Consider the following 19,886-nt stretch of genomic DNA (forward strand, 5'->3'; position numbering starts at 1 on the left):
AGTGTAGGCCGGGTAAGCGAAGCGCCACCCGGCGGTTTTTAGCGAAGAAGCTGGATTATCAGAAGGAGTACGCCACGCCTAAACGGAAACGGGTCTGGCGTTCGTCAGTGTCTTTAACCCCCACGTTGCCCACCTCAACATAGGGTGCCCAGTTTTTATCCCATTTGTAGGCCAGCTTGGCGTTATATTCATTGGAATAATCTTTATTGTTATTTCGGGCCACGCCTTCAGAGCTTTTCGCGTAAACATAGTTCAGCTCGGTACGCCAGTCACCTAATACCCAACCGACCCACGCATCACCACGGTTAACTTTATCATCGTCCTTATTTGAGCTTGACGGGTAGCGGGTATATTCATAACGGTAACGCGCGGCCACGTAGAAGCCATTATCGAAACTATATTGCACATGCAGATTCGGTTTATAAATGGTACGACTGTCTGTGCTTTCAATCGTAAACGCAGGCGTCAGGGCGATATTGTCTGTCGCTTTCCAGCGCCAGCTAATCTGATCTTCGTGACCGTTCCCCACCACATCCGCGAATGGCTGATCTGCCTTGTCCCCGCCTGATTTCCACTTCGCCTCGACTGAAAAACCGAAGCCATTGTCAAAGCGGTGCGAGACGGCAACACGGTCGGCATTCGAGCCGCTGTCAATATATTCGTGACGCAGATCGACGGTAACGGCGCTAGCCGCAAAAGAGGCACTAATAAGGGAAGCAAGGAGCAGAGATTTCTTAAACATGAAAAAACCCTCAATTAAAATAACGTTTCGTTTTTATGAAACTTGAGTTTATTTTTTATGTACCGTTATTTTAGTGACAAGGATCGAAATTATTTGTTTCATTTTTTTTGGCAAAGATCGACGTGAACCTCATCAACAAAAAAGGCGTATAACGCATAAATTCCAGGCGTGAGATCACACTAAGAACTTCACAAAGCGAATAATTCACCGCGCAATAATTATTGTGGGCTTAAGAAAGAACGCAGAAGTGTTAAAAAAGGATTCTGCGGACATAAAAAAACCTCCCGAGGGAGGCTTTCTGTGCGCAGAGGGGGAAATTACCGTTCGATAGCCAGGGCTACCCCCTGCCCTCCGCCAATGCAGAGCGTTGCGATCCCTTTTCGGGCGTTACGCTTTTTCATTTCGTGGACTAGCGACACCAGAATGCGGCAGCCGGAAGCGCCAATAGGATGACCGAGCGCGATCGCACCGCCGTTGACGTTGACCCGCAGCGGATCCCATTCCAGCATTTTCCCGACCGAGATCGCCTGTGCAGCAAAGGCTTCATTGACTTCAATCAGATCTACATCGTTCAGCTGCCAGCCCGCCCGCTCAAGACAGCGGCGCGTGGCATAGACCGGGGCGATCCCCATTAACGCAGGATCAACACCCACGCTGGCAAACGCTTTGATGCGCGCCAGCACCGGCAGCGCCAGCTCCTGGGCTTTGCTTTCACTCATCATCATCACCGCCGCCGCACCGTCGTTAATGGAGGATACGTTACCTGCCGTTACAGAACCGAGCGTTTCGAAGGCCGGATCGAGTTTTGCCAGCCCTTCTGCGCTGGCATCGGTGCGCGGCTGCTCGTCGGTATCAACGATGAGCGCTTCGCCGTTCTGGCGCAGGGTACTGACCGGGACAATTTCATCGCGAAAACGGCCGGAGTCGATCGCCGCGCGTGCTTTTTGCTGCGAGCTAAGCGCATACGCATCCTGAAGCTCGCGGCTGATGCCGTATTCCCGCGCCAGGTTTTCCGCCGTTACGCCCATATGGTAGTCGTTGAAGGCGTCCCACAGCCCGTCATGAACCAGGCTGTCAAGCAGTTGACTGTTCCCGAGCTGCGCGCCGGTCCGGCTGTCGGTCAGGACATGCGGGGCGCGGCTCATGTTTTCCTGCCCTCCGGCAATGACCACGTCCGCTTCACCGCACTGGATGGCCTGCGTCGCAAGATGGAGCGCTTTCAAACCTGAACCACAGACGTCGTTGATGGTAATCGCCGAAACGGTATTAGGCAGGCCGCCCTTCAGCGCCGCCTGGCGCGCAGGGTTTTGTCCCGCGCCCGCGGTCAGCACCTGGCCGAGGATCACCTCATCAATTTCATGTGCGGCAACCCCGCTGCGTTCCACCAGCGCTCTTACCACCACGCTGCCGAGATCAACCGCAGAGTGACGCGCAAGCGCTCCCTGAAAACAGCCGATAGCCGTACGTAACGCACCCACTATAACGACATCTTTCATCACGACCTCTGTGCAAAATGACATGACGATAGTAGAGGATTGTTATCAACAATTGACGCAAATGTTTAAAATTAGTGAGTTTAGTCACAGGATTATCGTGCGTCCTGCAAGTACTGGCGCAGCCAGCTTCCGGCGACGCCGGGCGGGGTTCTTTTGTTCCATACCAGATCGATGGCAATCGACCTCGGCCATCCCGGCACGTTCAGCTGCACCAGCGATTTCGATGCGGCAAATTCGTCGACCAGCGCGCAGGGTAACGCGCACCAGCCAAAGCCCTGTACCGCCATGCTTAGCAGCAGCAGGTAGTTCGGCGCAGACCAGACCGGCCCGCGCGCAAGGGGCGCTTCCCGTTCAAGATAGGTACTCAGCCGCAGCTCGCGCCAGCCATGCAGCTCGTCCGCCTGCGTCTCATGTTGCCCTGCCAGAGGATGTCCGGCAGAAACGTAAATAGCCATCCGCGTCTGCATAGGCAGGCGGGTCGCGCCAATATCGGTCGGGTAGCTGTCGCGTGCTTCCGTCAGGCCAATTTGCGCCCGCTCCTTTTGCAGCAGATCGATCACGTCCTCCTCTTCCCCAATCAGGCACTCAAATTCGGTGTGCGGAAAACGCTGGTCGAACTGGCTCATCATCTCTTCCAGCACGGTCGGGTTAAGCGTATCGGAGAGAACAAAGGTAAAACGCGCCTCCGTTTGCGCCGTTAAGGATACGGCCAGCTCATCAAGGCGCGCGCTGGCGGCGAGGATTGACTGGACATAGCCCAGCACCTGTTCACCCTGGGCGGTTAACACCGGGTGACGCGCCGAGCGATCAAACAACTCAAAGCCAAGGTCAGCTTCAAGGTTGGCGATGGAGGTGCTGATGGTGGACTGGCTTTTACGCAGCCGTCGTGCCGCAGCTGAAAACGAACCTGCGGCGACAGTTTCAACAAACGCGGTCAGTGCTTCGGGAGAATAACGCATGATGTATCTACTTTATCGATGGATACCATCTTTTATATATCACCTTAAGCGATAAGAATAGGCCGCATCAACGCCCATACTGGCGTCTTTATGAGGTAAATATGCAACATCAGGATGCACTCCAACGTAAATTGCCGGAGCGGATCTTCCATGCCGTCTGTTTTGAAGGTATTGCTACGGCGATCCTCGCCCCTACAGCCGCGTGGCTAATGCAGCGCTCGGTGGTTGAAATGGGGGGTCTCACTATTATTCTGGCGACCACGGCAATGCTCTGGAACATTATCTATAACTTTGGCTTCGACCGTTTCTGGCCCGTTCAGCGGGTGAAGCGCACGGCAAAAGTGCGCGCCCTGCATGCGCTGGGTTTTGAATGCGGCTTTATTGTGATTGGCGTAACCATCGTTGCCGCCGTGCTGGGCGTGACGCTGCTCCAGGCCTTCACGCTGGAGATTGGTTTCTTCCTGTTCTTCCTGCCGTACACCATGCTCTACAACTGGGCGTATGACACCCTGCGGGAGAAAATTATCAAGCGCCGCCAGCAACGTCGCGCCCTGGCAAGCGAATGACCTTCCGGCCGGAGACCTTCTCCGGCCCAACCCCAGCGAAGCAACGGCGACCTCAACGCATAATTATGGTAAATTGCACTCCTTTTTGTTCGTTTTATAGTTGATACGTTGCTCTAATGTCGAAAATTTGGTCAAAAGAAGAGACTCTCTGGAGTTTCGCCCTCTACGGCACTGCCGTGGGCGCAGGAACCCTGTTCTTGCCCATTCAGCTCGGCTCTGCTGGTGCAATTGTCCTGCTGATCACCGCCCTTGTGGCGTATCCCTTAACCTACTGGCCGCATAAAGCGCTGGCGCAATTTATTCTGTCGTCGAAGACGAAAGGCAACGAAGGGATCACCGGTGCCGTTTCCCATTACTACGGCAAAAAGATCGGCAACCTCATCACCACGCTCTATTTCGTGGCCTTCTTTGTGGTGGTTCTGATTTACGCGGTGGCGATAACCAACTCACTTACTGAACAGCTGGCGAAACGGATGACGGTGGATACCAGCGTGCGGATGCTGGTGAGTTTTGGCGTGGTGCTGATTTTGAATCTGATCTTCCTGATGGGGCGGCACATCACCATTAAGGTGATGGGTTTCCTTGTCTTTCCGCTGATCGCCTATTTCCTGTTTGTCTCGCTGTATCTGACGGGCAGCTGGCAGCCGTCGCTGCTGACCAGCCAGATGGCCTTCGACCAGCATACGCTGCACCAGGTGTGGATATCGATCCCGGTGATGGTTTTCGCTTTTAGCCATACCCCGATCATCTCGACCTTCGCCGTAGATCGTCGCGAGAAATACGGTGAAGAGGCTATGGGTAAATGCAAAAAAATCATGAAAGTGGCGTACCTGATCATCTGCCTCAGCGTGTTGTTCTTTGTGTTCAGCTGCCTGCTTTCGATTCCACCGTCCTATATCGTGGCGGCAAAAGAGGAAGGGGTGACGATCCTGTCCGCGCTGTCGATGATGCCTTCGTCCCCGGCATGGCTGGGCATTTCCGGCATTATCGTGGCAATTATAGCGATGTCGAAATCGTTCCTCGGCACCTATTTTGGCGTGATTGAAGGGGCAACGGAAATTGTGAAATCGTCGCTGAATCAGGTGGGTGTGAAGAAAAGTCGTGCCTTTAACCGCGCGGTTTCGATTCTCGGCGTGTCGCTGATTACCTTTGCGGTCTGCTGCATCAACCCGAATGCGATCTCGATGATTTACGCCATCAGCGGTCCGCTTATCGCCATGATCCTGTTCATCATGCCGACGCTGTCGACGTACCTGATCCCGTCGTTAAAACCGTACCGCTCCATCGGTAACCTGCTGACGCTGATTGTGGGTGTGCTGTGTGTGTCGGTGATGTTTGTCGGTTGAGTGTGCTGCCCGGCGCAATGCCGGGCATCTGTTTTACGCCCGAATATCGTCATACTCCCGCGTATTATCAAACTCATGCTTCGCAAACGGACACAGCGGGATAATTTTACGGTTCTCCCCGCGCATCTTCTCTACCACCTTCGCCACCAGCTGCTTACCCACACCCTGCCCTTTCAGGCTCGGATCCACATCGGTGTGCTCGATGATGCTCAGATGCTCGCCGGTCGGGACAAAGACGATCTCCGCAACCTGATTGCCTTCGGCGTCGTTGACATAAAACTTGTTATGGCCTTCAAGAATATCCATGGTTCCTCACTTATTTTAGGCGGTACTTCAGCGCACCGCTCGGGCAGGTATCAATTACGCGCGCAACAGTTTCTGCATCCACTTCATCCGGTGCGATCCAGGGTTTACGCTTCAGGTCGAACAGCGCCGCGCTGCCGCGTACGCAGTTGCCCGAGTGTTTGCAGATCCCTGTGTTGAAGTAGACATCGATTTTCTCACCGGTATAGGCCCGGTACCCTGCATCCAGTAGCTCCTGATCCATGACATTGCCTCTGTAATTATTGTGGTGACAAATGCAGCATACCCTCACCCGATCCGCCTGACCACGTCAAAAACGACGATCGGATACACTGTTTCGGCTCGTTATTTTACTTCTCGCTTAAGACTATTCCGATTATAAATACTCAGGTCGGTAAGATATATTTTTGCGCTACGTCAATTCTTGTAATCTTTTCCGCCGCGTTCACATTAAGATTATTAGCTAAGCGAAATCCTAACGACACAATTTATTTCCCCCTAAGCAATGGATTTACTTCCGATTTTCAAAAATCGTAACGAAGCGGTATTTCCCCCGCATCTCTGAAAATGGTGCAAAACAACCCAGACAGGAAATTTGACTCTTCTCACATAACGACTAATGTTAATTTCTGAACGACAACTGATACGAATTACTTATCGTATCACCTGACATAAACGCAACATGAGGGTTGATATATGGCAGAGCAACATCGTGGTGGTTCCGGTAATTTCGCGCAAGACCGTGAAAAAGCATCAGAAGCTGGACGTAAAGGCGGCCAGCACAGCGGCGGTAATTTCAAAAACGATCCGCAACGCGCATCTGAAGCGGGTAAGAAAGGGGGACAGAACAGTCACGGCGGGGGCCGTAAATCTGATAACTCCTGATCTTATTTAAAGCTCTTATAAATATACCGAGAGCATGCTGCGGGCCTGTCGGCTCGCAGTACCTTCCCTTTATTTCACTGGAGCGAATATATGAATATGAAAACTGTTGAAGATGTATTTATTCACCTGTTATCCGATACCTATAGCGCTGAGAAGCAGCTGACCCGCGCGCTGAGCAAGTTAGCCCGCGCCGCATCAAGCGAGAAGCTGAGCGCTGCCTTCACGGCTCACCTTGAGGAGACGCAGGGACAGATCGAACGTATCGATCAAATTATTGAGCAGGAATCCGGCCTCAAGCTGAAGCGCATGAAATGCGTTGCAATGGAAGGCTTAATTGAAGAAGCCAACGAAGTTATTGAGAGCACTGAGAAAAACGAAGTGCGTGACGCTGCATTAATTGCCGCCGCACAGAAAGTCGAGCACTACGAAATTGCTAGCTACGGCACCCTGGCCACCCTGGCTGAACAATTAGGCTATAAAAAAGCTGTTAAACTTCTTGCAGAAACACTGGAAGAAGAAAAAGAAACCGATCTCAAATTAACCGATCTGGCTGTCGGCAATATTAATCAAAAAGCCCAGAAAGGATAAATAAAAATTTGATGAGCATCAGCACCAACAATTAACCAGAAAATAAATCACAGGAGTTAATTATGAATCATGTAGAACACTACCATGATTGGCTACGCGATGCCCATGCGATGGAAAAGCAAGCCGAATCCATGCTGGAATCAATGGCCAGCCGTATTGATAATTATCCCGACTTACGTGCACGAATTGAACAACACGTTAATGAAACTAAACATCAAATTACCGTGCTGGAAGAAATTCTCGACCGCAATAATATTTCCCGTTCGGTCATAAAAGATTCCATGAGCAAAATGGCGGCGCTCGGCCAGTCCATTGGCGGCATGTTCCCTTCCGACGAAATTGTTAAAGGCTCCATCAGCGGCTACGTTTTTGAGCAGTTTGAAATTGCCTGCTACACCTCTCTGCTGGCCGCGGCCAAACAAGCGGGCGATACCGCCTCCATTCCAGCCATTGAATCCATTTTGGAAGAAGAGCGCCAGATGGCGGACTGGCTGATTCAACATATTCCACAGACGACGGAACAGTTCCTGCTGCGCTCCGACGCGGACGGCGTTGAAGCGAAAAAATAACGGAAGAGGGAGAATATATGTTTCGACACGTAAAACAGCTGCAATACACAGTACGCGTAGCCGAACCGAATCCGGGTCTGGCTAATCTTCTGCTTGAGCAGTTTGGCGGGCCACAGGGCGAACTTGCCGCGGCATGTCGTTACTTTACGCAAGGATTGAGCGACGACGATCCCGGTCGTAAAGATATGCTGATGGATATCGCGACCGAGGAGTTAAGTCACCTGGAAATTATCGGCACCCTGGTGGGTATGCTTAATAAGGGTGCGAAAGGTGAACTGGCGGAAGGCGTTGAAAATGAAGCGGAGCTGTACCGTTCCATGACCGAAAACGGCAATGACAGTCATATCACTTCCCTGCTCTACGGGGGCGGTACTCCGCTCACTAACTCCGCAGGCGTACCGTGGACGGCGGCGTACGTGGATACCATTGGCGAACCCACCGCGGATCTGCGCTCTAACATTGCGGCCGAGGCGCGCGCCAAAATTATCTACGAACGGCTTATTAACGTAACGGACGATCCAGGTGTTAAAGATGCGCTGGCGTTTTTAATGACGCGTGAGGCAGCACACCAGCTTTCGTTTGAGAAGGCGCTCCAGTCGATCCGTAACAACTTCCCACCGGGTAAATTGCCTCCAATCGAAGAGTACACCAACAAGTACTACAATATGTCTGAGGGGGGAGAAGTTCGCGGAAGCTGGAACAGCGACAAGCATTTCGACTACGTGGAATCTCCTCAGCCAGCGGTCGATGGCGGTGACGGCGGCGCAAGCGTAACGCTCACAACAGAGCAGGCTACGCTGGTCAAAGCAATGTGCGCACGTACGAAATCCGATCCTAAAGCCGATCCGCTTACCGGTGCCGAGCTTGGCGCGGGTAAGAAAAAACCGTAACCGGTTTTGCCAGGCAGCCTGAGGCTGTCTGGCAATGCCTTGTGGGCTATCAGTTCCAGAGGTACGGAGCATGTTCGAGCTTGATGCGTTTCATCTGGCCAGGATACAGTTCGCCTTTACCGTCTCTTTCCATATTCTCTTTCCGGCAATCACCATCGGGCTTGCGAGCTATCTGGTGGTTCTCGAGGGCATGTGGCTTCGCACAAAAAATGATGTCTGGCGCTCGCTTTACCATTTCTGGCTGAAAATTTTCGCCGTTAACTTTGGTATGGGCGTGGTTTCCGGGCTGGTAATGGCTTACCAGTTTGGGACTAACTGGAGCGGATTTTCCCAGTTCGCAGGCAGCATAACCGGCCCTCTGCTCACTTATGAAGTCTTAACCGCCTTCTTCCTCGAAGCCGGTTTCCTGGGCGTGATGTTGTTCGGCTGGAACAAGGTCGGCCCCGGCCTGCACTTCTTTGCCACCTGCATGGTGGCGCTGGGCACGCTGATGTCCACCTTCTGGATCCTCGCCTCCAACAGCTGGATGCACACCCCGCAGGGCTTCAGTATTCAGAACGGTCAGGTCATTCCCGAAGACTGGCTGGCCATTATTTTTAACCCCTCATTCCCTTACCGTCTGATCCATATGTCCATCGCCGCCTTCCTGTGCAGCGCCTTGTTTGTGGGCGCGTCCGGGGCATGGCATCTGCTGCGCGGCAACGACACGCCCGCTATTCGCAAAATGTTCTCCATGGCCATGTGGATGGCGCTGCTGGTCGCGCCCATCCAGGCAGTCGTTGGGGATATGCACGGCCTGAATACGCTTGAGCATCAGCCTGCCAAAATCGCCGCGATTGAAGGCCACTGGGAAAATCCGCCCGGCGAGGCTACCCCGCTGCTGCTGTTCGGCGTACCGGATATGGAGGAGGAGCGCACCAAATACGGGCTTGAAATTCCGGCGCTCGGCAGCCTGATCCTGACGCACAGCCTGGATAAACAGGTCCCGGCGCTGAAAGATTTCCCGAAAGAGGACCGCCCGAACTCGCTCATCGTCTTCTGGTCTTTCCGCATTATGGTCGGCATGGGGCTGCTGATGATTACGCTTGGTGTGCTGAGCGTCTGGCTGCGCTATCGCCGCCGACTCTATCACTCGCGACCATTCCACTGGTTTGCCCTGTGCATGGGACCAGCCGGACTGCTTGCGCTGCTCGCCGGGTGGGTCACCACCGAAGTGGGCCGCCAGCCGTGGGTCGTCTACGGCTATCTGCGCACGATAGATGCGGTGTCTCTGCACAGCACGTTGCAGATGAGCATCAGCCTGCTGGCCTTTATCGTGGTCTACTGTTCGGTATTTGGCGTGGGTTATGTGTATCTCGCCCGGTTGATAAAGAAAGGGCCGCAGCCTGTCGGCACGCTAACGTCTAATACGTCGGGCACCCCTGCCCGTCCGCTGTCCGCCGCCGAGTCTGTTCCGGAAGAGGAGAAGATCTGATGGGCGTCGATATCCCGGTCATCTGGTTTGCCATTATTGTCTTCGCCACGCTGATGTACATCATCATGGACGGTTTCGATCTCGGTATCGGCATGCTGTTCAGCTTTGTGGGCGATGCCAAAGAACGCGACGTGATGGTGAACAGCGTCGCACCGGTCTGGGACGGAAATGAAACCTGGCTGGTTCTCGGCGGCGCAGGGTTGTTCGGCGCGTTTCCGCTGGCCTACGCGGTGATTATCGATGCCCTGACCATCCCGCTCACGGCCATGCTGATCGGGCTTATTTTCCGCGGCGTGGCATTTGAGTTTCGCTTTAAGGCGACCCCTTCCCACCGCAAATTCTGGGACTATTCTTTTGCTGGCGGTTCCCTGCTGGCAACCTTCAGCCAGGGGATCGTGGTCGGCGCGATGATCAACGGCTTTGACGTGGAAGGGCGACGCTTTGTGGGCTCCTCGCTGGACTGGTTAACCCCGTTTAACCTGTTCTGCGGGCTGGGTTTGATTGTCGCCTATACCCTGCTGGCTACCACATGGCTGATCATGAAAAGCGAAGGCGCGCTCCAAAACCGGATGCGTGAGCTGACCCGCCACGTGCTGCTGGCACTGATCGCCGTCATTGCGGTGGTGAGTATCTGGACCCCGCTCGGCTGGCAGTTTGTCGCCGAGCGCTGGTTTACACTGCCTAACTTCTTCTGGTTCCTGCCGGTTCCGGTTCTGGTGGCGGTATTCAGCCTGTGGATCTGGCGGCTGACGCGCAATCCCGACAGCCATGCCCGTCCGTTCCTGTTAACGCTGGGCCTGATTTTCCTCGGCTTTAGCGGACTGGGCATCAGCCTGTGGCCACACATTATCCCGCCGCACATCACCCTGTGGGAAGCCGCCGCGCCGCCTGCCAGCCAGCTGTTTATGCTGATCGGCACGCTGTTAATCATCCCGGTGATCCTGGTTTACACCGCCTGGAGCTACTACGTCTTCCGGGGCAAAGTGTCTGATACCGAAGGTTATCACTAAGGATTGCTATGGCAGGCTGGCATACACGCGCCATTATTTACCAGATTGATACCGCCCTGTTTTACGATCTTAACGGCGATGGCTGTGGCGACATCGCCGGGATCGCCGCGAAGTTGCGCTACATCCGCCGGATGGGCGCGACGGTTATCTGGATCACCCCGTTTTACCTCACCCCTTTTCTCGATGAAGGCTATGACGTAAGCGACCATTTGCAGGTCGATCCCCGCTTCGGCAAGCTCAACGATATCATCGCCTTTATTGAACAGGCGCGGGAGCTGGGGATGAAGGTCATTATTGAGCTGCTGATCCAGCACACCTCGGATGCGCATCCCTGGTTTCAGCAAGCCCGCCGCAACCCGCAGTCACCCTACCGTGACTATTATCTCTGGTCTGACACGGACGAGGACGATACGCCACCGATGTTCCCCGGCGTGGAAAAGAGCGTCTGGACATGGGACGACGAAGCGGGGCAATACTACCGGCATATGTTTTATCACCACGAGCCGGATCTCAATCTGGCCTCCCCGGCGGTGCTGAAGGAGGTTGAGAACATCATCATCTTCTGGCTAAAGCTCGGGGTGTCGGGCTTTCGCCTGGATGCAGCGTCGCACCTGACAAAACAGGCCGGGCGTGGAGATGAAAAACGTGGCCTGTGGATCCTGGAGCATCTGCGCCGTCTTATCGAACAGCGCAATCCGGACGCGATCCTGCTCGGCGAAGTCGACGTGGAGGTCGACGCCTACAAAGATTATTTTGGTCAGAATGACCGGCTCAACCTGGTGCTGAATTTCTGGCTCAATAAGTACTTTTACGTCAGCCTTGCAGAGAAGAGCGCACGACCGCTGCGCAACGCGGTGAAAAAGATGATTGTGCCGCCGGACTCCTGCTGCTTCGCCAACTGGCTGCGCAATCATGATGAGCTGGATCTGGAAGGGATAGGCAAAAAAGCGAAGCAGACCGTCATTGATGCCTTCGCCCCTGATGAAGAGATGAGCGTGTATCAGCGAGGGATCCGCCGCCGTCTGGCGCCGATGCTTAAGGGCGATCGAAAGCGGCTGGCCTTTTGCCATGCGGTCTTGTTTTCGCTGCCGGGCGTACCGGTCATGCGCTACGGGGATGAAATTGGAATGGGCGATGATTTAGATCTGGAGGAGCGTTACGCCGTACGCACCCCGATGCAGTGGGCCGGATCGCAGGGCGGCGGTTTCTCAGATGCCGCCCCGGAAACCTTTATCGCCCCAATGATAGACCATGGTCCGTACCGCTATCAAAAAATCAACGTGGCGGATTCGCTGTTGCACCGCAACTCACTCCTGCACTGCATTATCGATATCGCCAATACGCGCTCGGAGTTTCCTGAGATCGGCGTCGCGCCGTTTCGTCTTATTACTATCGACAACGATGCGGTACTGGGGATCTATTACGAAACCGACACGCGCAGCATTCTGACCTTCGTTAACTTCAGCGATAAGCCCGTTAATTTTACCGCCAGAGGGATCCGGCATGCGACCTGGACCGCATGCCTGGCGGACAAACGCTACGACGACGCGCTGGTATGCGGCAAAACCGTCGCACTTAACCTCAGCAGCTATGGCTACCGCTGGTTCTGGACCGATCGTACCGCACTGCGCTGATTATCGTCTCCGCGAGAGCAGCAGACGCGCCACGATCGCGCCCGTGACGGCGAGGGAGCCGAGCAGCACTTTCCCCGGCATGCCGGAGGTAACGCTGGTGGCGCGCTCTTTTGCTTCGTCGGTGAAATGCCCGTGGATTTTATGCAGATCGTTAACCGGCTGATCCAGATAGTCCTGACGGTCATCCGCATTTAGCGTATCGGTCATCTGCCCTTCCCAGGCCTTTTTAACCATCATCCGGTCCAGAAAACCGGGGAAAAGAAACTGCCCGACAATCGACTGGACAGTGCTGCTGCCCACCCACAGCTCCCGCACCGGTTTCTGCGCCACCTTAAAAATAGCGCTGGCAGCCACTTCCGGCTGAAACACGGGAGGAACCGGGCGCATCGCCCAGGCAAATTTATTCCTCGCCCACTCGAACTGCGGCGTATTGAGGCCCGGCATCTGTACCATTGCGATCTGCACCCGGCTGTTTTCATGCATCAGCTCGGTGCGTACGGCATCGGTAAATCCGCGGATCGCGGCCTTCGCGCCACAGTAGGCTGACTGCAAGGGAATGGAACGGTAGGCCAGCGCGGAGCCAACCTGAATAATCGTTCCGCGATCGCGAGGGGTCATTAACTCCAGCGCGGCGCGGGTGCCGTTAACATAGCCCAGATAGGTCACCTCGGTGACGCGGCGAAACTCCTCCGGGGACATGGTGCGAAACGGCGCCAGCATCCCGCCCATGGCGTTATTCACCCACACATCGATGGCTCCAAGCCGGTATTCAATTTCGTTAGCAGCATCGGTCACCGCCTTGCTGTCCGCCACGTCGGCCTGAACGGCACACGCGTTGATCCCGAAACGGCGCAACTCCTCTTCTGTGGAGCGCAGGCTCTGCTCATCGCGGGCAATAATGCCTACATCGTAGCCCGCTTTAGCAAAGTGCAGCGCCGTGGCTTTCCCCACGCCCGCCGTACCGCCGGTAATAACGATAACAGCCATAGCCTTTCCCCTTGTCTCAGACGTTATCCCATCCGGAGAGTATTTCGATCAGTTCAGACAGCGAATAACGCACCGCTTTTTCCACCACATCCTGACATTCACCGGAAAACAGCACGGTGCGGGTTTCCGTCTGTCCGCGAATATTCCAGCCGAAGCAGACCGTACCGGCTGCCGTGCCATCGTCTCCGCCTTCCGGTCCCGCATAGCCGCTGATGGCAACACCAATATCCGCCTCGGCAATATCGCGAATTTTAGCGGCCATCTCAGTAACCGTTTGTTCACTGACGGCGGTGAAGCGCTCAATCGTTTCGTGCCGCACGCCGAGGATCCTCTCCTTCGCCGCATCGCTGAACACCACCATGCCAACATCATAAAATTCCGCCGTGTTCTCTTCGGCACAAAGCGCAACCGCGAGATTACCGCCGGTGCAGGACTCCGCCGTGGTTAGACGCAGTCCTCTTTCTGTGAGCGTCGTGGCAAGCTTTTTCGTCAGCTCGCTGATGGTCGTATTATTATCGTGAATAAGGTTGCTCATGGATGTGCCCCTTAGTTAATTTTCTTCAGGAATAATTGAAATATGGCCGTTACGCTCAAGGATCGCGTACTTAATATCCTTTAATTCCGTTATGCCGTGGTTCTGCCGTGCTGAAACCAATATATCATCGCAGGATACATCGACTTTTTTCAGTTTATCCGCAATGGGAATACCATTCTCTACCAATATCACCGGGGTGCCATCAAGAACATTCTCAACAGAAGAAGAATATTTTTTAATCAGGCCAAAAATAATATCCACCACCACCAGCGTTGTTATTGTAATCATCGCACCGGTGACGGAAAAATCTTCGCCCAGTAGCGCCTGCTGTGTCGCCTCACTGATAATTAAGAGCAAAATAAGGTCAAAGCTGGTCATTTGCAGCAGGGCGCGCCGTCCGGCGACTTTAAACACGATCACCAGAAACAGGTATATTGCCAGGGCACGAAAAACCATGTCCATATTCGACTCCTAGGGGTAAATAAACTGCCAGAAGCGGATATCTGGCCCGTTGTTTACGCGGATGCTGTTTGTCCATTTCCCTGCTTTTGTCGGCGTGATGAACAGCAGGACGGTGAACTTATCGCTCTGTTTCAGATTGTCGTAAACGAGAAACAGGGTGTTCCCCCGGCTATACATGCTGTCCGGCTGCGGCCAGACGCTGCCCGGCTCATATACGTCGCTGCTTTCGCTGGTCAGGCTGAGAATATATTTACCCTCAGACGTCACCGGAAACGTCAGCGTCATCCGCGATTCGGTCTGGCGGCGGCCGAAGCGCTCATAGCTCAGGTTCAAGGATTTTGCTTCGTTTGTTTTCTCCACGTCGCTAACCGCACCGCTGGAAAACAGGCCGGCTAACGCGGCCACGATAATACCTAACAGTACAATAAAACCCACCTGACGAAATGCATACTCAAACGTCAGTAAACGATAACTCTCTTTTATCCCAGGCACTTTTTCATTTTTTGGTTCCATGGCTTTTGTCACCGTTTCGCTTAATTGCCGAAATTTTTGATTTTTCTACGCAAATGCTTTTAAGACTTATCACATTTGCCACATAAAGGAATAGCAACAATACTTAATAAGTCAAGACATCCAAAATGAAGGATATCAGATGAAATTATCAGTGATTTCAGCCTTGTTAATATTAATTATCCCTTCCGCATGGGCAGATAATAACGGCGGGTTACAAAAGGGTGAAGCGCCGCCACCGCCGCATGCCCTGGACAGTGGTTATCGTGGTACCGATGATGCGCGCATTATGACCATTACTCAGGCAAAAGAGATGCATGATGGCGCCTCTATTTCATTGCGCGGCAATCTTATTGATGGCAATGGCGATAAATACGTATTCCAGGATAAAACCGGGAAAATCGACGTTATTATCCCGAAAGCCGTATTTGATGACAGAACCGTGGAACCTGACAACATGATCAGTATTAGCGGCTCGCTCGATAAAAAATCATCCCCACCCGTAGTGCGGGTCAGCCACTTGCAAAAATAATTCAGCGAAGCGTTAACGCTGTAACTATCCATCAAATCTCACCCCTAACAAGGAGTTAGCTATGAGTGATAATGAACAACGTACGAACGCTTACCCAACGCCACCTTTCCCGGAGCAGCCCCAGACGCCACCGGGCCTGGCCTCTGAAATGGACCCTGTTCCCGATCACGGCGAGACAAGCTACAAAGGGCATGGCCGGCTTACCGGTAAGAAGGCGCTAATTACCGGGGGCGATTCCGGCATCGGACGCGCAGTAGCCATTGCCTATGCCCGCGAAGGGGCAGATGTCGCCATTAACTATTTGCCGGAAGAGGAAGAAGACGCTGCGGAAGTGATCGCCCTGATTAAAGCGGAAGGACGGAATGCCGTCGCGCTACCGGGCGATGTGCGGGACGAAACTTTTTGTCAGAACCTGGTGGAACAGGCCGTCGGAAAACTGGGCGGGCTGGACATCCTGGTGAATAACGCAGGCCGCCAGCAGTACCGTGAGACGCTGGAAGAACTGACCACGGAAGATTTTGACGCGACCTTTAAAACCAACGTCTATGCGCCTTTCTGGATCACAAAGGCGGCGTTGCGCCACATGAAAGCTCCCGCTTCCATCATTAACACCTCATCTGTACAGGCGGTAAAACCGAGCGCCGTACTGCTTGACTATGCGCAGACCAAAGCCTGTCTCGCGGTGTTTACCAAAGCGCTGGCGAAACAGCTGGGTCCGAAAGGGATCCGCGTGAACGCGGTAGCGCCCGGACCTTACTGGACCGTGCTCCAGCCCAGCGGTGGGCAGCCACAGGAAAAAGTGAAACATTTTGGCGAGAGTACCCCTCTGGGACGCCCGGGACAGCCCGTGGAGATCGCACCGCTGTATGTCACTCTGGCCTCGGATGAGTGTTCATACACCTCCGGGCAGGTCTGGTGTTCAGACGGCGGCGACGGCGTCATCTAGCGCTCAAGCAGCGCAGAGTGTAGGCCGGGTAAGGCGAAGCCGCCACCCGGCAAATTGTTGCTGGCGAATGCTAAAAGGCTGCGAAAGCAGCCTTTTTTACATTTAAGGGGTGACGACAGGAAACCAGAAACTGAAGCTCTCCATGCAGCGCAGCATTTCGTCTACCTTCGCGGCGTTGCCGACGATCGTCACCTCTCCTGCCTGTTGCGCCTTTTTCAGCGTGGTCTCCTTAAGGATGATTTTGTTCAGCGTTTCGCGGCTGAGCGTAATGGTTGCATCCGGATCTTCTGCCTGGATATTGGCACTGTGGTTTAGCACGCCATTCTCCAGCTCCAGCTTATACCTGCCGCCCTCGCGGCCTAAATCAACGTTAAAAACGCCTCTGGCATTCGCCGCTCTGACGCCGTTAAGGTGAACGCCGAAGTAGTCAAAAATCATCTCAGTCGACATGGCACGGACCGCATCCGGGCTGGCGGTTTTGGGCGTCGGCTTTATCTTCACGCCGTTACGCAACTCTTGCGCACCGGTGAGGTAGGCGTTACGCCACGGCCCTGACTCCGCATGGTATCCCAGCTGTTCAAACGCATCGGCTTCCAGTTCGCGCGCCGCCTTATTATTCGGATCGGCAAAAACGACTTTACTGACCACCTGAGCCACCCAGCGATAATTCCCCCGGGCATAATCGACACGGGCTTTTTCAAGGATCGCGCTGGCTCCGCCCATGTAATCGACATACTTTTTCGCCGCCTCGACCGGAGGCAGTTCATCGAGCGTCGCCGGATTGCCGTCGAACCAGCCAAGATAGTAGACATAGGTGGCTTTGACGTTGTTGCTTACCGAGCCGTAATAGCCACGGCCTGCCCAGGATTTAGCCAGCCCGTAAGGCAGGGCGAAATTAGCGGCTATTTCATCCCTCGTCAGCCCCTTATTCGCCAGTCTGAGCGTCTGGTCGTTGATATAGCGGTAGATATCACGCTGGCTTTTCATCAGCTTCGCCACTTTTTTGTTACCCCACGTGGGCCAGTGGTGCTGCGCGATAATGATTTCCGCTTTATCACCCCAACGATCGATGGCGTTATTGATGTACTTTGACCATGCCAGCGGATCGTGTATTTTAGCCCCGCGCAGCGAGTAGGTATTGTGCAGGGTGTGAGTGACGTTCTCTGCTGCTTCGATCAGCTTTTTCTCTTCCACATACCAGAGCATTTCAGACGGCGCTTCCGATTCCGGCGTCAGCATAAAGTCATAGGTGAGACCGTCAATGACCTCTTTCTGCTCCTCTTCGGTAATAGAGTGAGTGGGCGCGATGAGCGTGACCGTTCCGGCTGAGGTGGTAGTCCCCAGACCTGCCCCCACCTGCCCCTTCACACCGGGCTTCAGCAGGTTTCCGTGGATATAGCTGGCACGGCGGCTCATGGCGTTTCCGGCCATGATATTTTCCGATACCGCCTCTTCCATAAAACCGGCTGGCGCATAGACTTTCACTTTGCCGGACATTACCCCGGCTTCATCAATTACGCCACGCACGCCGCCATAATGATCGACGTGGCTATGGGTATAAATAACGGCAACAACCGGACGTTTGCCGCGATGCTTAACGTAAAGATCCATGCCCGCTTTAGCCGTTTCCGCAGACACCAGCGGATCGATAACCGTGATCCCCTCTTTGCCCTCTATGATTGTCATATTCGACAGATCGAGGTTGCGGATCTGGTAGACGCCTTCCGTGACTTCAAACAGACCGCCGATATTATTCAGCTGCGCCTGACGCCACAGGCTCGGGTTGACGGTATCCGGCGCTTTTTGCCCTTCTTTGATAAAAGCGTATTTCTGGGGATTCCAGATAACGGCGCCTTTTTCACCTTTAATCACCGCAGGTGGCAGCGGGGCAATAAAGCCTTTATGCGCATTTCGGAAATCGGTTTTATCAAAGAAGGGCAGTTGACCATAAAGTGCATCATTCATGTGTTTCGTATGGGCAGTAGCTTCCTTCACCTCCTTTTGTGCCAGGACAGGCAATGAGATCAACGAGGCCAATAGCAGACCAGCAACGGCCATCGCACTAACGAGAGTTTTAAATTTCATACATCCTCGAGACGTCATATTCACGCTGGCGGTACATGGGGGGAAAGGAGGCTATCACCGGGCTTTTCTTTTACCTATGGAAATAACGTTTATAAATAAATAAGTTTATTCTTTCGTCGCTGCGGCCTTCAGGGATAATGCTGAGTCCAATTATTTCCCCGGAGTGATTCGATGAAGAGCCTGCCGTTCTTTTTCGCTATATTAAGTCTGAGCACATTAACAGCATGTAGCTCTCCACCACCAGACAACGTTGAAAAGATTAATCATCTGCAAATTCCGCTGGTATTACCGGGGGAAAAACCGCCGCAGGCACAGATATCTCATATCGCGTCTCTTTATCAGGAAAATAAACAGCAGATCGATAACTTAACGCGCAGCGTAAAATCACAGTATCTTCAGGACACTACCGCAAAAGAAATTTTTGTTGCGGACAGCGCTGTTCAACGCGTTTACGCCTCGCTGACCAAACTGGAACAGTTAGATATGGTTAATCAGCAATACCTGAAAGACAATAATGTCACGGGCCTGCAAAATATTCATATTATGCTTGAACCGTTATTCGCCAGCTGATAACAAAAAACCCGGCAACATAGCAGCCGGGTTTTTCTTAATCGCCATATCACATGCATCAGTCGTACTGACCAAAGCGATAGCTAAGCCCTGCGGTGACGGAACTCAGGTCGCTGCTCACACCGATCTGGTTTGCATTACCCACATTGCTTACCCACTGATATTCCAGGCGGCCAGCCCAGTTTTTATTGAAGGCGTATTCAGTACCCACAGCTGCAAGCGGGCGCACACCGGTTTCAAAACGATTGTGACCACTTACATCGGATTCAGCGCGATAGCCCATCGCACCGGCACGGCCGTAGATATCCCAGTCATTGGTCAAGGCATAGCTGGCCTTCAGGGACATTTGCAGACCCTGCGTCTTCATTTGCGCCCCTGCGCCATGCTGACCCTTGATCTGCATGTTGCCTAAATAATCATAACCGCCTTCTACCGCAAGCCATGGGGTAATCTGGTAACCCGTATAAACACCCCCACCGACATTATCATGGTCAAAATCGAAGTGGTCGGAATTATTGTTATCAAACGCTTTTGAACCCATATTGGTATCAAAATAGTGTGACCAGCCGAATTTCGCTCCGCCATACCAGGTGCCCGCATCAGCGGCGGCGAACGCGGAAGTGGCGGTAAACGCATTAACCATAATCAAAGCGAGAACTGTCTTTTTCATAAATATACCGTTTACTTAATAAAGATAAAACTTAGAAAGCAAACGATATAGAAAATTAACAGCCTCGTTAATTCCATTTCTGTTTAATTTTAAACTTCCCCTAGAATGATTCAGGTAAGTGTCTGAC

At 53.4% G+C, this 19,886-nt stretch carries 23 protein-coding genes; 12 read left to right on the plus strand and 11 right to left on the minus strand.

Translation table 11 applies throughout. The annotated features are described in order from the left end of the window. Window positions 1–58: 58 nt before the first annotated feature. The 3 genes from IPZ49_RS00580 to IPZ49_RS00590 all read right to left on the minus strand — a co-directional run bounded on the left by IPZ49_RS00580 (window position 59) and on the right by IPZ49_RS00590 (window position 3,197). Window positions 59–742 (minus strand): oligogalacturonate-specific porin KdgM family protein, encoded by a 684-nt coding sequence (locus tag IPZ49_RS00580; RefSeq protein WP_003862842.1) that lies wholly within the window; start codon window positions 740–742, stop codon window positions 59–61. A 317-nt stretch (window positions 743–1,059) separates the two neighbouring features. Beyond that, window positions 1,060–2,238: an acetyl-CoA C-acetyltransferase gene (locus tag IPZ49_RS00585; RefSeq protein ID WP_063146494.1), complete on the minus strand. Its 1,179-nt coding sequence runs from the start codon at window positions 2,236–2,238 to the stop codon at window positions 1,060–1,062. Between the two features lie 92 nt (window positions 2,239–2,330). Next, complete coding sequence (locus IPZ49_RS00590; RefSeq protein WP_023298525.1) at window positions 2,331–3,197, minus strand: LysR family transcriptional regulator; 867 nt, start codon at window positions 3,195–3,197, stop codon at window positions 2,331–2,333. Between the two features lie 101 nt (window positions 3,198–3,298). Here IPZ49_RS00590 and IPZ49_RS00595 point away from each other — a divergent pair, with 101 nt between their 5' ends. Together IPZ49_RS00595 and IPZ49_RS00600 are read left to right on the plus strand one after the other, a co-directional pair. After that, on the plus strand, window positions 3,299–3,763 hold the full coding sequence (locus IPZ49_RS00595) for a multidrug/biocide efflux PACE transporter (RefSeq protein WP_022651793.1): 465 nt from the start codon (window positions 3,299–3,301) through the stop codon (window positions 3,761–3,763). A gap of 116 nt (window positions 3,764–3,879) precedes the next feature. Then, complete coding sequence (locus tag IPZ49_RS00600) at window positions 3,880–5,109, plus strand: amino acid permease (RefSeq protein ID WP_022649259.1); 1,230 nt, start codon at window positions 3,880–3,882, stop codon at window positions 5,107–5,109. A 33-nt stretch (window positions 5,110–5,142) separates the two neighbouring features. Here IPZ49_RS00600 and IPZ49_RS00605 read toward each other — a convergent pair whose 3' ends face one another. Further along, window positions 5,143–5,415: a GNAT family N-acetyltransferase gene (locus tag IPZ49_RS00605; RefSeq protein WP_006811846.1), complete on the minus strand. Its 273-nt coding sequence runs from the start codon at window positions 5,413–5,415 to the stop codon at window positions 5,143–5,145. Between the two features lie 10 nt (window positions 5,416–5,425). Further along, complete coding sequence (gene yjdI, locus IPZ49_RS00610) at window positions 5,426–5,656, minus strand: 4Fe-4S mono-cluster protein YjdI (RefSeq protein WP_022649260.1); 231 nt, start codon at window positions 5,654–5,656, stop codon at window positions 5,426–5,428. A 452-nt stretch (window positions 5,657–6,108) separates the two neighbouring features. Between yjdI and IPZ49_RS00615 the strand changes: the two genes are divergently transcribed. From IPZ49_RS00615 to IPZ49_RS00645, 7 genes are all read left to right on the plus strand, one after another. Further along, entirely contained in the window at window positions 6,109–6,297 is a 189-nt protein-coding gene (locus IPZ49_RS00615) for a general stress protein (RefSeq protein WP_022649261.1), read from the plus strand. Between the two features lie 90 nt (window positions 6,298–6,387). Next, window positions 6,388–6,885 carry a ferritin-like domain-containing protein gene (locus IPZ49_RS00620; protein WP_003862851.1) on the plus strand — a complete coding sequence of 166 codons (498 nt, stop codon included), beginning with the start codon at window positions 6,388–6,390 and terminating at the stop codon, window positions 6,883–6,885. Between the two features lie 62 nt (window positions 6,886–6,947). Next, window positions 6,948–7,454 (plus strand): ferritin-like domain-containing protein, encoded by a 507-nt coding sequence (locus tag IPZ49_RS00625; protein ID WP_022649262.1) that lies wholly within the window; start codon window positions 6,948–6,950, stop codon window positions 7,452–7,454. A 17-nt stretch (window positions 7,455–7,471) separates the two neighbouring features. Further along, on the plus strand, window positions 7,472–8,344 hold the full coding sequence (locus IPZ49_RS00630) for a manganese catalase family protein (RefSeq protein ID WP_022649263.1): 873 nt from the start codon (window positions 7,472–7,474) through the stop codon (window positions 8,342–8,344). A gap of 70 nt (window positions 8,345–8,414) precedes the next feature. Beyond that, complete coding sequence (locus IPZ49_RS00635; protein ID WP_003862857.1) at window positions 8,415–9,818, plus strand: cytochrome ubiquinol oxidase subunit I; 1,404 nt, start codon at window positions 8,415–8,417, stop codon at window positions 9,816–9,818. Then, the gene (cydB, locus tag IPZ49_RS00640) at window positions 9,818–10,828 is read left to right on the plus strand and encodes a cytochrome d ubiquinol oxidase subunit II (protein ID WP_022649265.1); all 1,011 of its coding nucleotides are present in this window, start codon (window positions 9,818–9,820) and stop codon (window positions 10,826–10,828) included. The genes IPZ49_RS00635 and cydB overlap by 1 nt, the downstream gene beginning before the upstream one ends. An 8-nt stretch (window positions 10,829–10,836) precedes the next feature. Continuing rightward, window positions 10,837–12,462, plus strand: a complete 1,626-nt coding sequence (locus IPZ49_RS00645) for an alpha-amylase family protein (RefSeq protein WP_063146495.1) — start codon at window positions 10,837–10,839, stop codon at window positions 12,460–12,462. On the opposite strand, the gene IPZ49_RS00650 is transcribed toward IPZ49_RS00645, so the two are convergent. From IPZ49_RS00650 to IPZ49_RS00665, 4 genes are read right to left on the minus strand one after another with little or no spacing between them, the layout of a single operon-like run. After that, a complete protein-coding gene (locus tag IPZ49_RS00650) occupies window positions 12,463–13,449 on the minus strand; it encodes an SDR family oxidoreductase (RefSeq protein WP_063146496.1) in 987 nt (328 codons plus the stop codon). It abuts the gene before it with no gap. Window positions 13,450–13,465: 16 nt separating this feature from the next. Then, window positions 13,466–13,984 carry a 2-oxo-tetronate isomerase gene (locus IPZ49_RS00655; protein WP_022649268.1) on the minus strand — a complete coding sequence of 173 codons (519 nt, stop codon included), beginning with the start codon at window positions 13,982–13,984 and terminating at the stop codon, window positions 13,466–13,468. A gap of 15 nt (window positions 13,985–13,999) precedes the next feature. Continuing rightward, a complete protein-coding gene (locus IPZ49_RS00660) occupies window positions 14,000–14,446 on the minus strand; it encodes a DUF421 domain-containing protein (RefSeq protein ID WP_022649269.1) in 447 nt (148 codons plus the stop codon). Between the two features lie 9 nt (window positions 14,447–14,455). Continuing rightward, a complete protein-coding gene (locus IPZ49_RS00665) occupies window positions 14,456–14,959 on the minus strand; it encodes a hypothetical protein (protein WP_023298530.1) in 504 nt (167 codons plus the stop codon). Window positions 14,960–15,098: 139 nt separating this feature from the next. On the opposite strand from IPZ49_RS00665, the gene IPZ49_RS00670 reads away from it, so the two are divergent. After that, window positions 15,099–15,488: a YdeI family stress tolerance OB fold protein gene (locus tag IPZ49_RS00670; protein WP_022649271.1), complete on the plus strand. Its 390-nt coding sequence runs from the start codon at window positions 15,099–15,101 to the stop codon at window positions 15,486–15,488. Between the two features lie 61 nt (window positions 15,489–15,549). Then, the gene (locus IPZ49_RS00675) at window positions 15,550–16,434 is read left to right on the plus strand and encodes an SDR family oxidoreductase (protein ID WP_022649272.1); all 885 of its coding nucleotides are present in this window, start codon (window positions 15,550–15,552) and stop codon (window positions 16,432–16,434) included. Window positions 16,435–16,536: 102 nt separating this feature from the next. Here the strand turns inward: IPZ49_RS00675 and IPZ49_RS00680 are convergent, their stop codons facing one another. After that, complete coding sequence (locus tag IPZ49_RS00680) at window positions 16,537–18,519, minus strand: alkyl/aryl-sulfatase (RefSeq protein ID WP_063146497.1); 1,983 nt, start codon at window positions 18,517–18,519, stop codon at window positions 16,537–16,539. Between the two features lie 171 nt (window positions 18,520–18,690). On the opposite strand from IPZ49_RS00680, the gene IPZ49_RS00685 reads away from it, so the two are divergent. Then, complete coding sequence (locus IPZ49_RS00685; protein WP_022649275.1) at window positions 18,691–19,089, plus strand: hypothetical protein; 399 nt, start codon at window positions 18,691–18,693, stop codon at window positions 19,087–19,089. Between the two features lie 58 nt (window positions 19,090–19,147). On the opposite strand, the gene IPZ49_RS00690 is transcribed toward IPZ49_RS00685, so the two are convergent. Then, window positions 19,148–19,759 (minus strand): outer membrane beta-barrel protein, encoded by a 612-nt coding sequence (locus IPZ49_RS00690; protein WP_022649276.1) that lies wholly within the window; start codon window positions 19,757–19,759, stop codon window positions 19,148–19,150. Window positions 19,760–19,886: the final 127 nt, after the last annotated feature.

Origin of the sequence: Enterobacter cloacae complex sp. S2 (genome assembly GCF_015159675.1) — a bacterium.
GTDB classification, from domain to species: domain Bacteria; phylum Pseudomonadota; class Gammaproteobacteria; order Enterobacterales; family Enterobacteriaceae; genus Enterobacter; species Enterobacter intestinihominis.

Excerpts from the sequence above, each read along its gene's own strand:
- IPZ49_RS00580 (WP_003862842.1), bottom strand. The coding sequence starts at position 742 with ATGTTTAAGAAATCTCTGCTCCTTGCTTCCCTTATTAGTGCCTCTTTT.
- IPZ49_RS00585 (WP_063146494.1), bottom strand. The coding sequence starts at position 2,238 with ATGAAAGATGTCGTTATAGTGGGTGCGTTACGTACGGCTATCGGCTGT.
- IPZ49_RS00590 (WP_023298525.1), bottom strand. The coding sequence starts at position 3,197 with ATGCGTTATTCTCCCGAAGCACTGACCGCGTTTGTTGAAACTGTCGCC.
- IPZ49_RS00595 (WP_022651793.1), top strand. The coding sequence starts at position 3,299 with ATGCAACATCAGGATGCACTCCAACGTAAATTGCCGGAGCGGATCTTC.
- IPZ49_RS00600 (WP_022649259.1), top strand. The coding sequence starts at position 3,880 with ATGTCGAAAATTTGGTCAAAAGAAGAGACTCTCTGGAGTTTCGCCCTC.
- IPZ49_RS00605 (WP_006811846.1), bottom strand. The coding sequence starts at position 5,415 with ATGGATATTCTTGAAGGCCATAACAAGTTTTATGTCAACGACGCCGAA.
- yjdI (WP_022649260.1), bottom strand. The coding sequence starts at position 5,656 with ATGGATCAGGAGCTACTGGATGCAGGGTACCGGGCCTATACCGGTGAG.
- IPZ49_RS00615 (WP_022649261.1), top strand. The coding sequence starts at position 6,109 with ATGGCAGAGCAACATCGTGGTGGTTCCGGTAATTTCGCGCAAGACCGT.
- IPZ49_RS00620 (WP_003862851.1), top strand. The coding sequence starts at position 6,388 with ATGAATATGAAAACTGTTGAAGATGTATTTATTCACCTGTTATCCGAT.
- IPZ49_RS00625 (WP_022649262.1), top strand. The coding sequence starts at position 6,948 with ATGAATCATGTAGAACACTACCATGATTGGCTACGCGATGCCCATGCG.
- IPZ49_RS00630 (WP_022649263.1), top strand. The coding sequence starts at position 7,472 with ATGTTTCGACACGTAAAACAGCTGCAATACACAGTACGCGTAGCCGAA.
- IPZ49_RS00635 (WP_003862857.1), top strand. The coding sequence starts at position 8,415 with ATGTTCGAGCTTGATGCGTTTCATCTGGCCAGGATACAGTTCGCCTTT.
- cydB (WP_022649265.1), top strand. The coding sequence starts at position 9,818 with ATGGGCGTCGATATCCCGGTCATCTGGTTTGCCATTATTGTCTTCGCC.
- IPZ49_RS00645 (WP_063146495.1), top strand. The coding sequence starts at position 10,837 with ATGGCAGGCTGGCATACACGCGCCATTATTTACCAGATTGATACCGCC.
- IPZ49_RS00650 (WP_063146496.1), bottom strand. The coding sequence starts at position 13,449 with ATGGCTGTTATCGTTATTACCGGCGGTACGGCGGGCGTGGGGAAAGCC.
- IPZ49_RS00655 (WP_022649268.1), bottom strand. The coding sequence starts at position 13,984 with ATGAGCAACCTTATTCACGATAATAATACGACCATCAGCGAGCTGACG.
- IPZ49_RS00660 (WP_022649269.1), bottom strand. The coding sequence starts at position 14,446 with ATGGACATGGTTTTTCGTGCCCTGGCAATATACCTGTTTCTGGTGATC.
- IPZ49_RS00665 (WP_023298530.1), bottom strand. The coding sequence starts at position 14,959 with ATGGAACCAAAAAATGAAAAAGTGCCTGGGATAAAAGAGAGTTATCGT.
- IPZ49_RS00670 (WP_022649271.1), top strand. The coding sequence starts at position 15,099 with ATGAAATTATCAGTGATTTCAGCCTTGTTAATATTAATTATCCCTTCC.
- IPZ49_RS00675 (WP_022649272.1), top strand. The coding sequence starts at position 15,550 with ATGAGTGATAATGAACAACGTACGAACGCTTACCCAACGCCACCTTTC.
- IPZ49_RS00680 (WP_063146497.1), bottom strand. The coding sequence starts at position 18,519 with ATGAAATTTAAAACTCTCGTTAGTGCGATGGCCGTTGCTGGTCTGCTA.
- IPZ49_RS00685 (WP_022649275.1), top strand. The coding sequence starts at position 18,691 with ATGAAGAGCCTGCCGTTCTTTTTCGCTATATTAAGTCTGAGCACATTA.
- IPZ49_RS00690 (WP_022649276.1), bottom strand. The coding sequence starts at position 19,759 with ATGAAAAAGACAGTTCTCGCTTTGATTATGGTTAATGCGTTTACCGCC.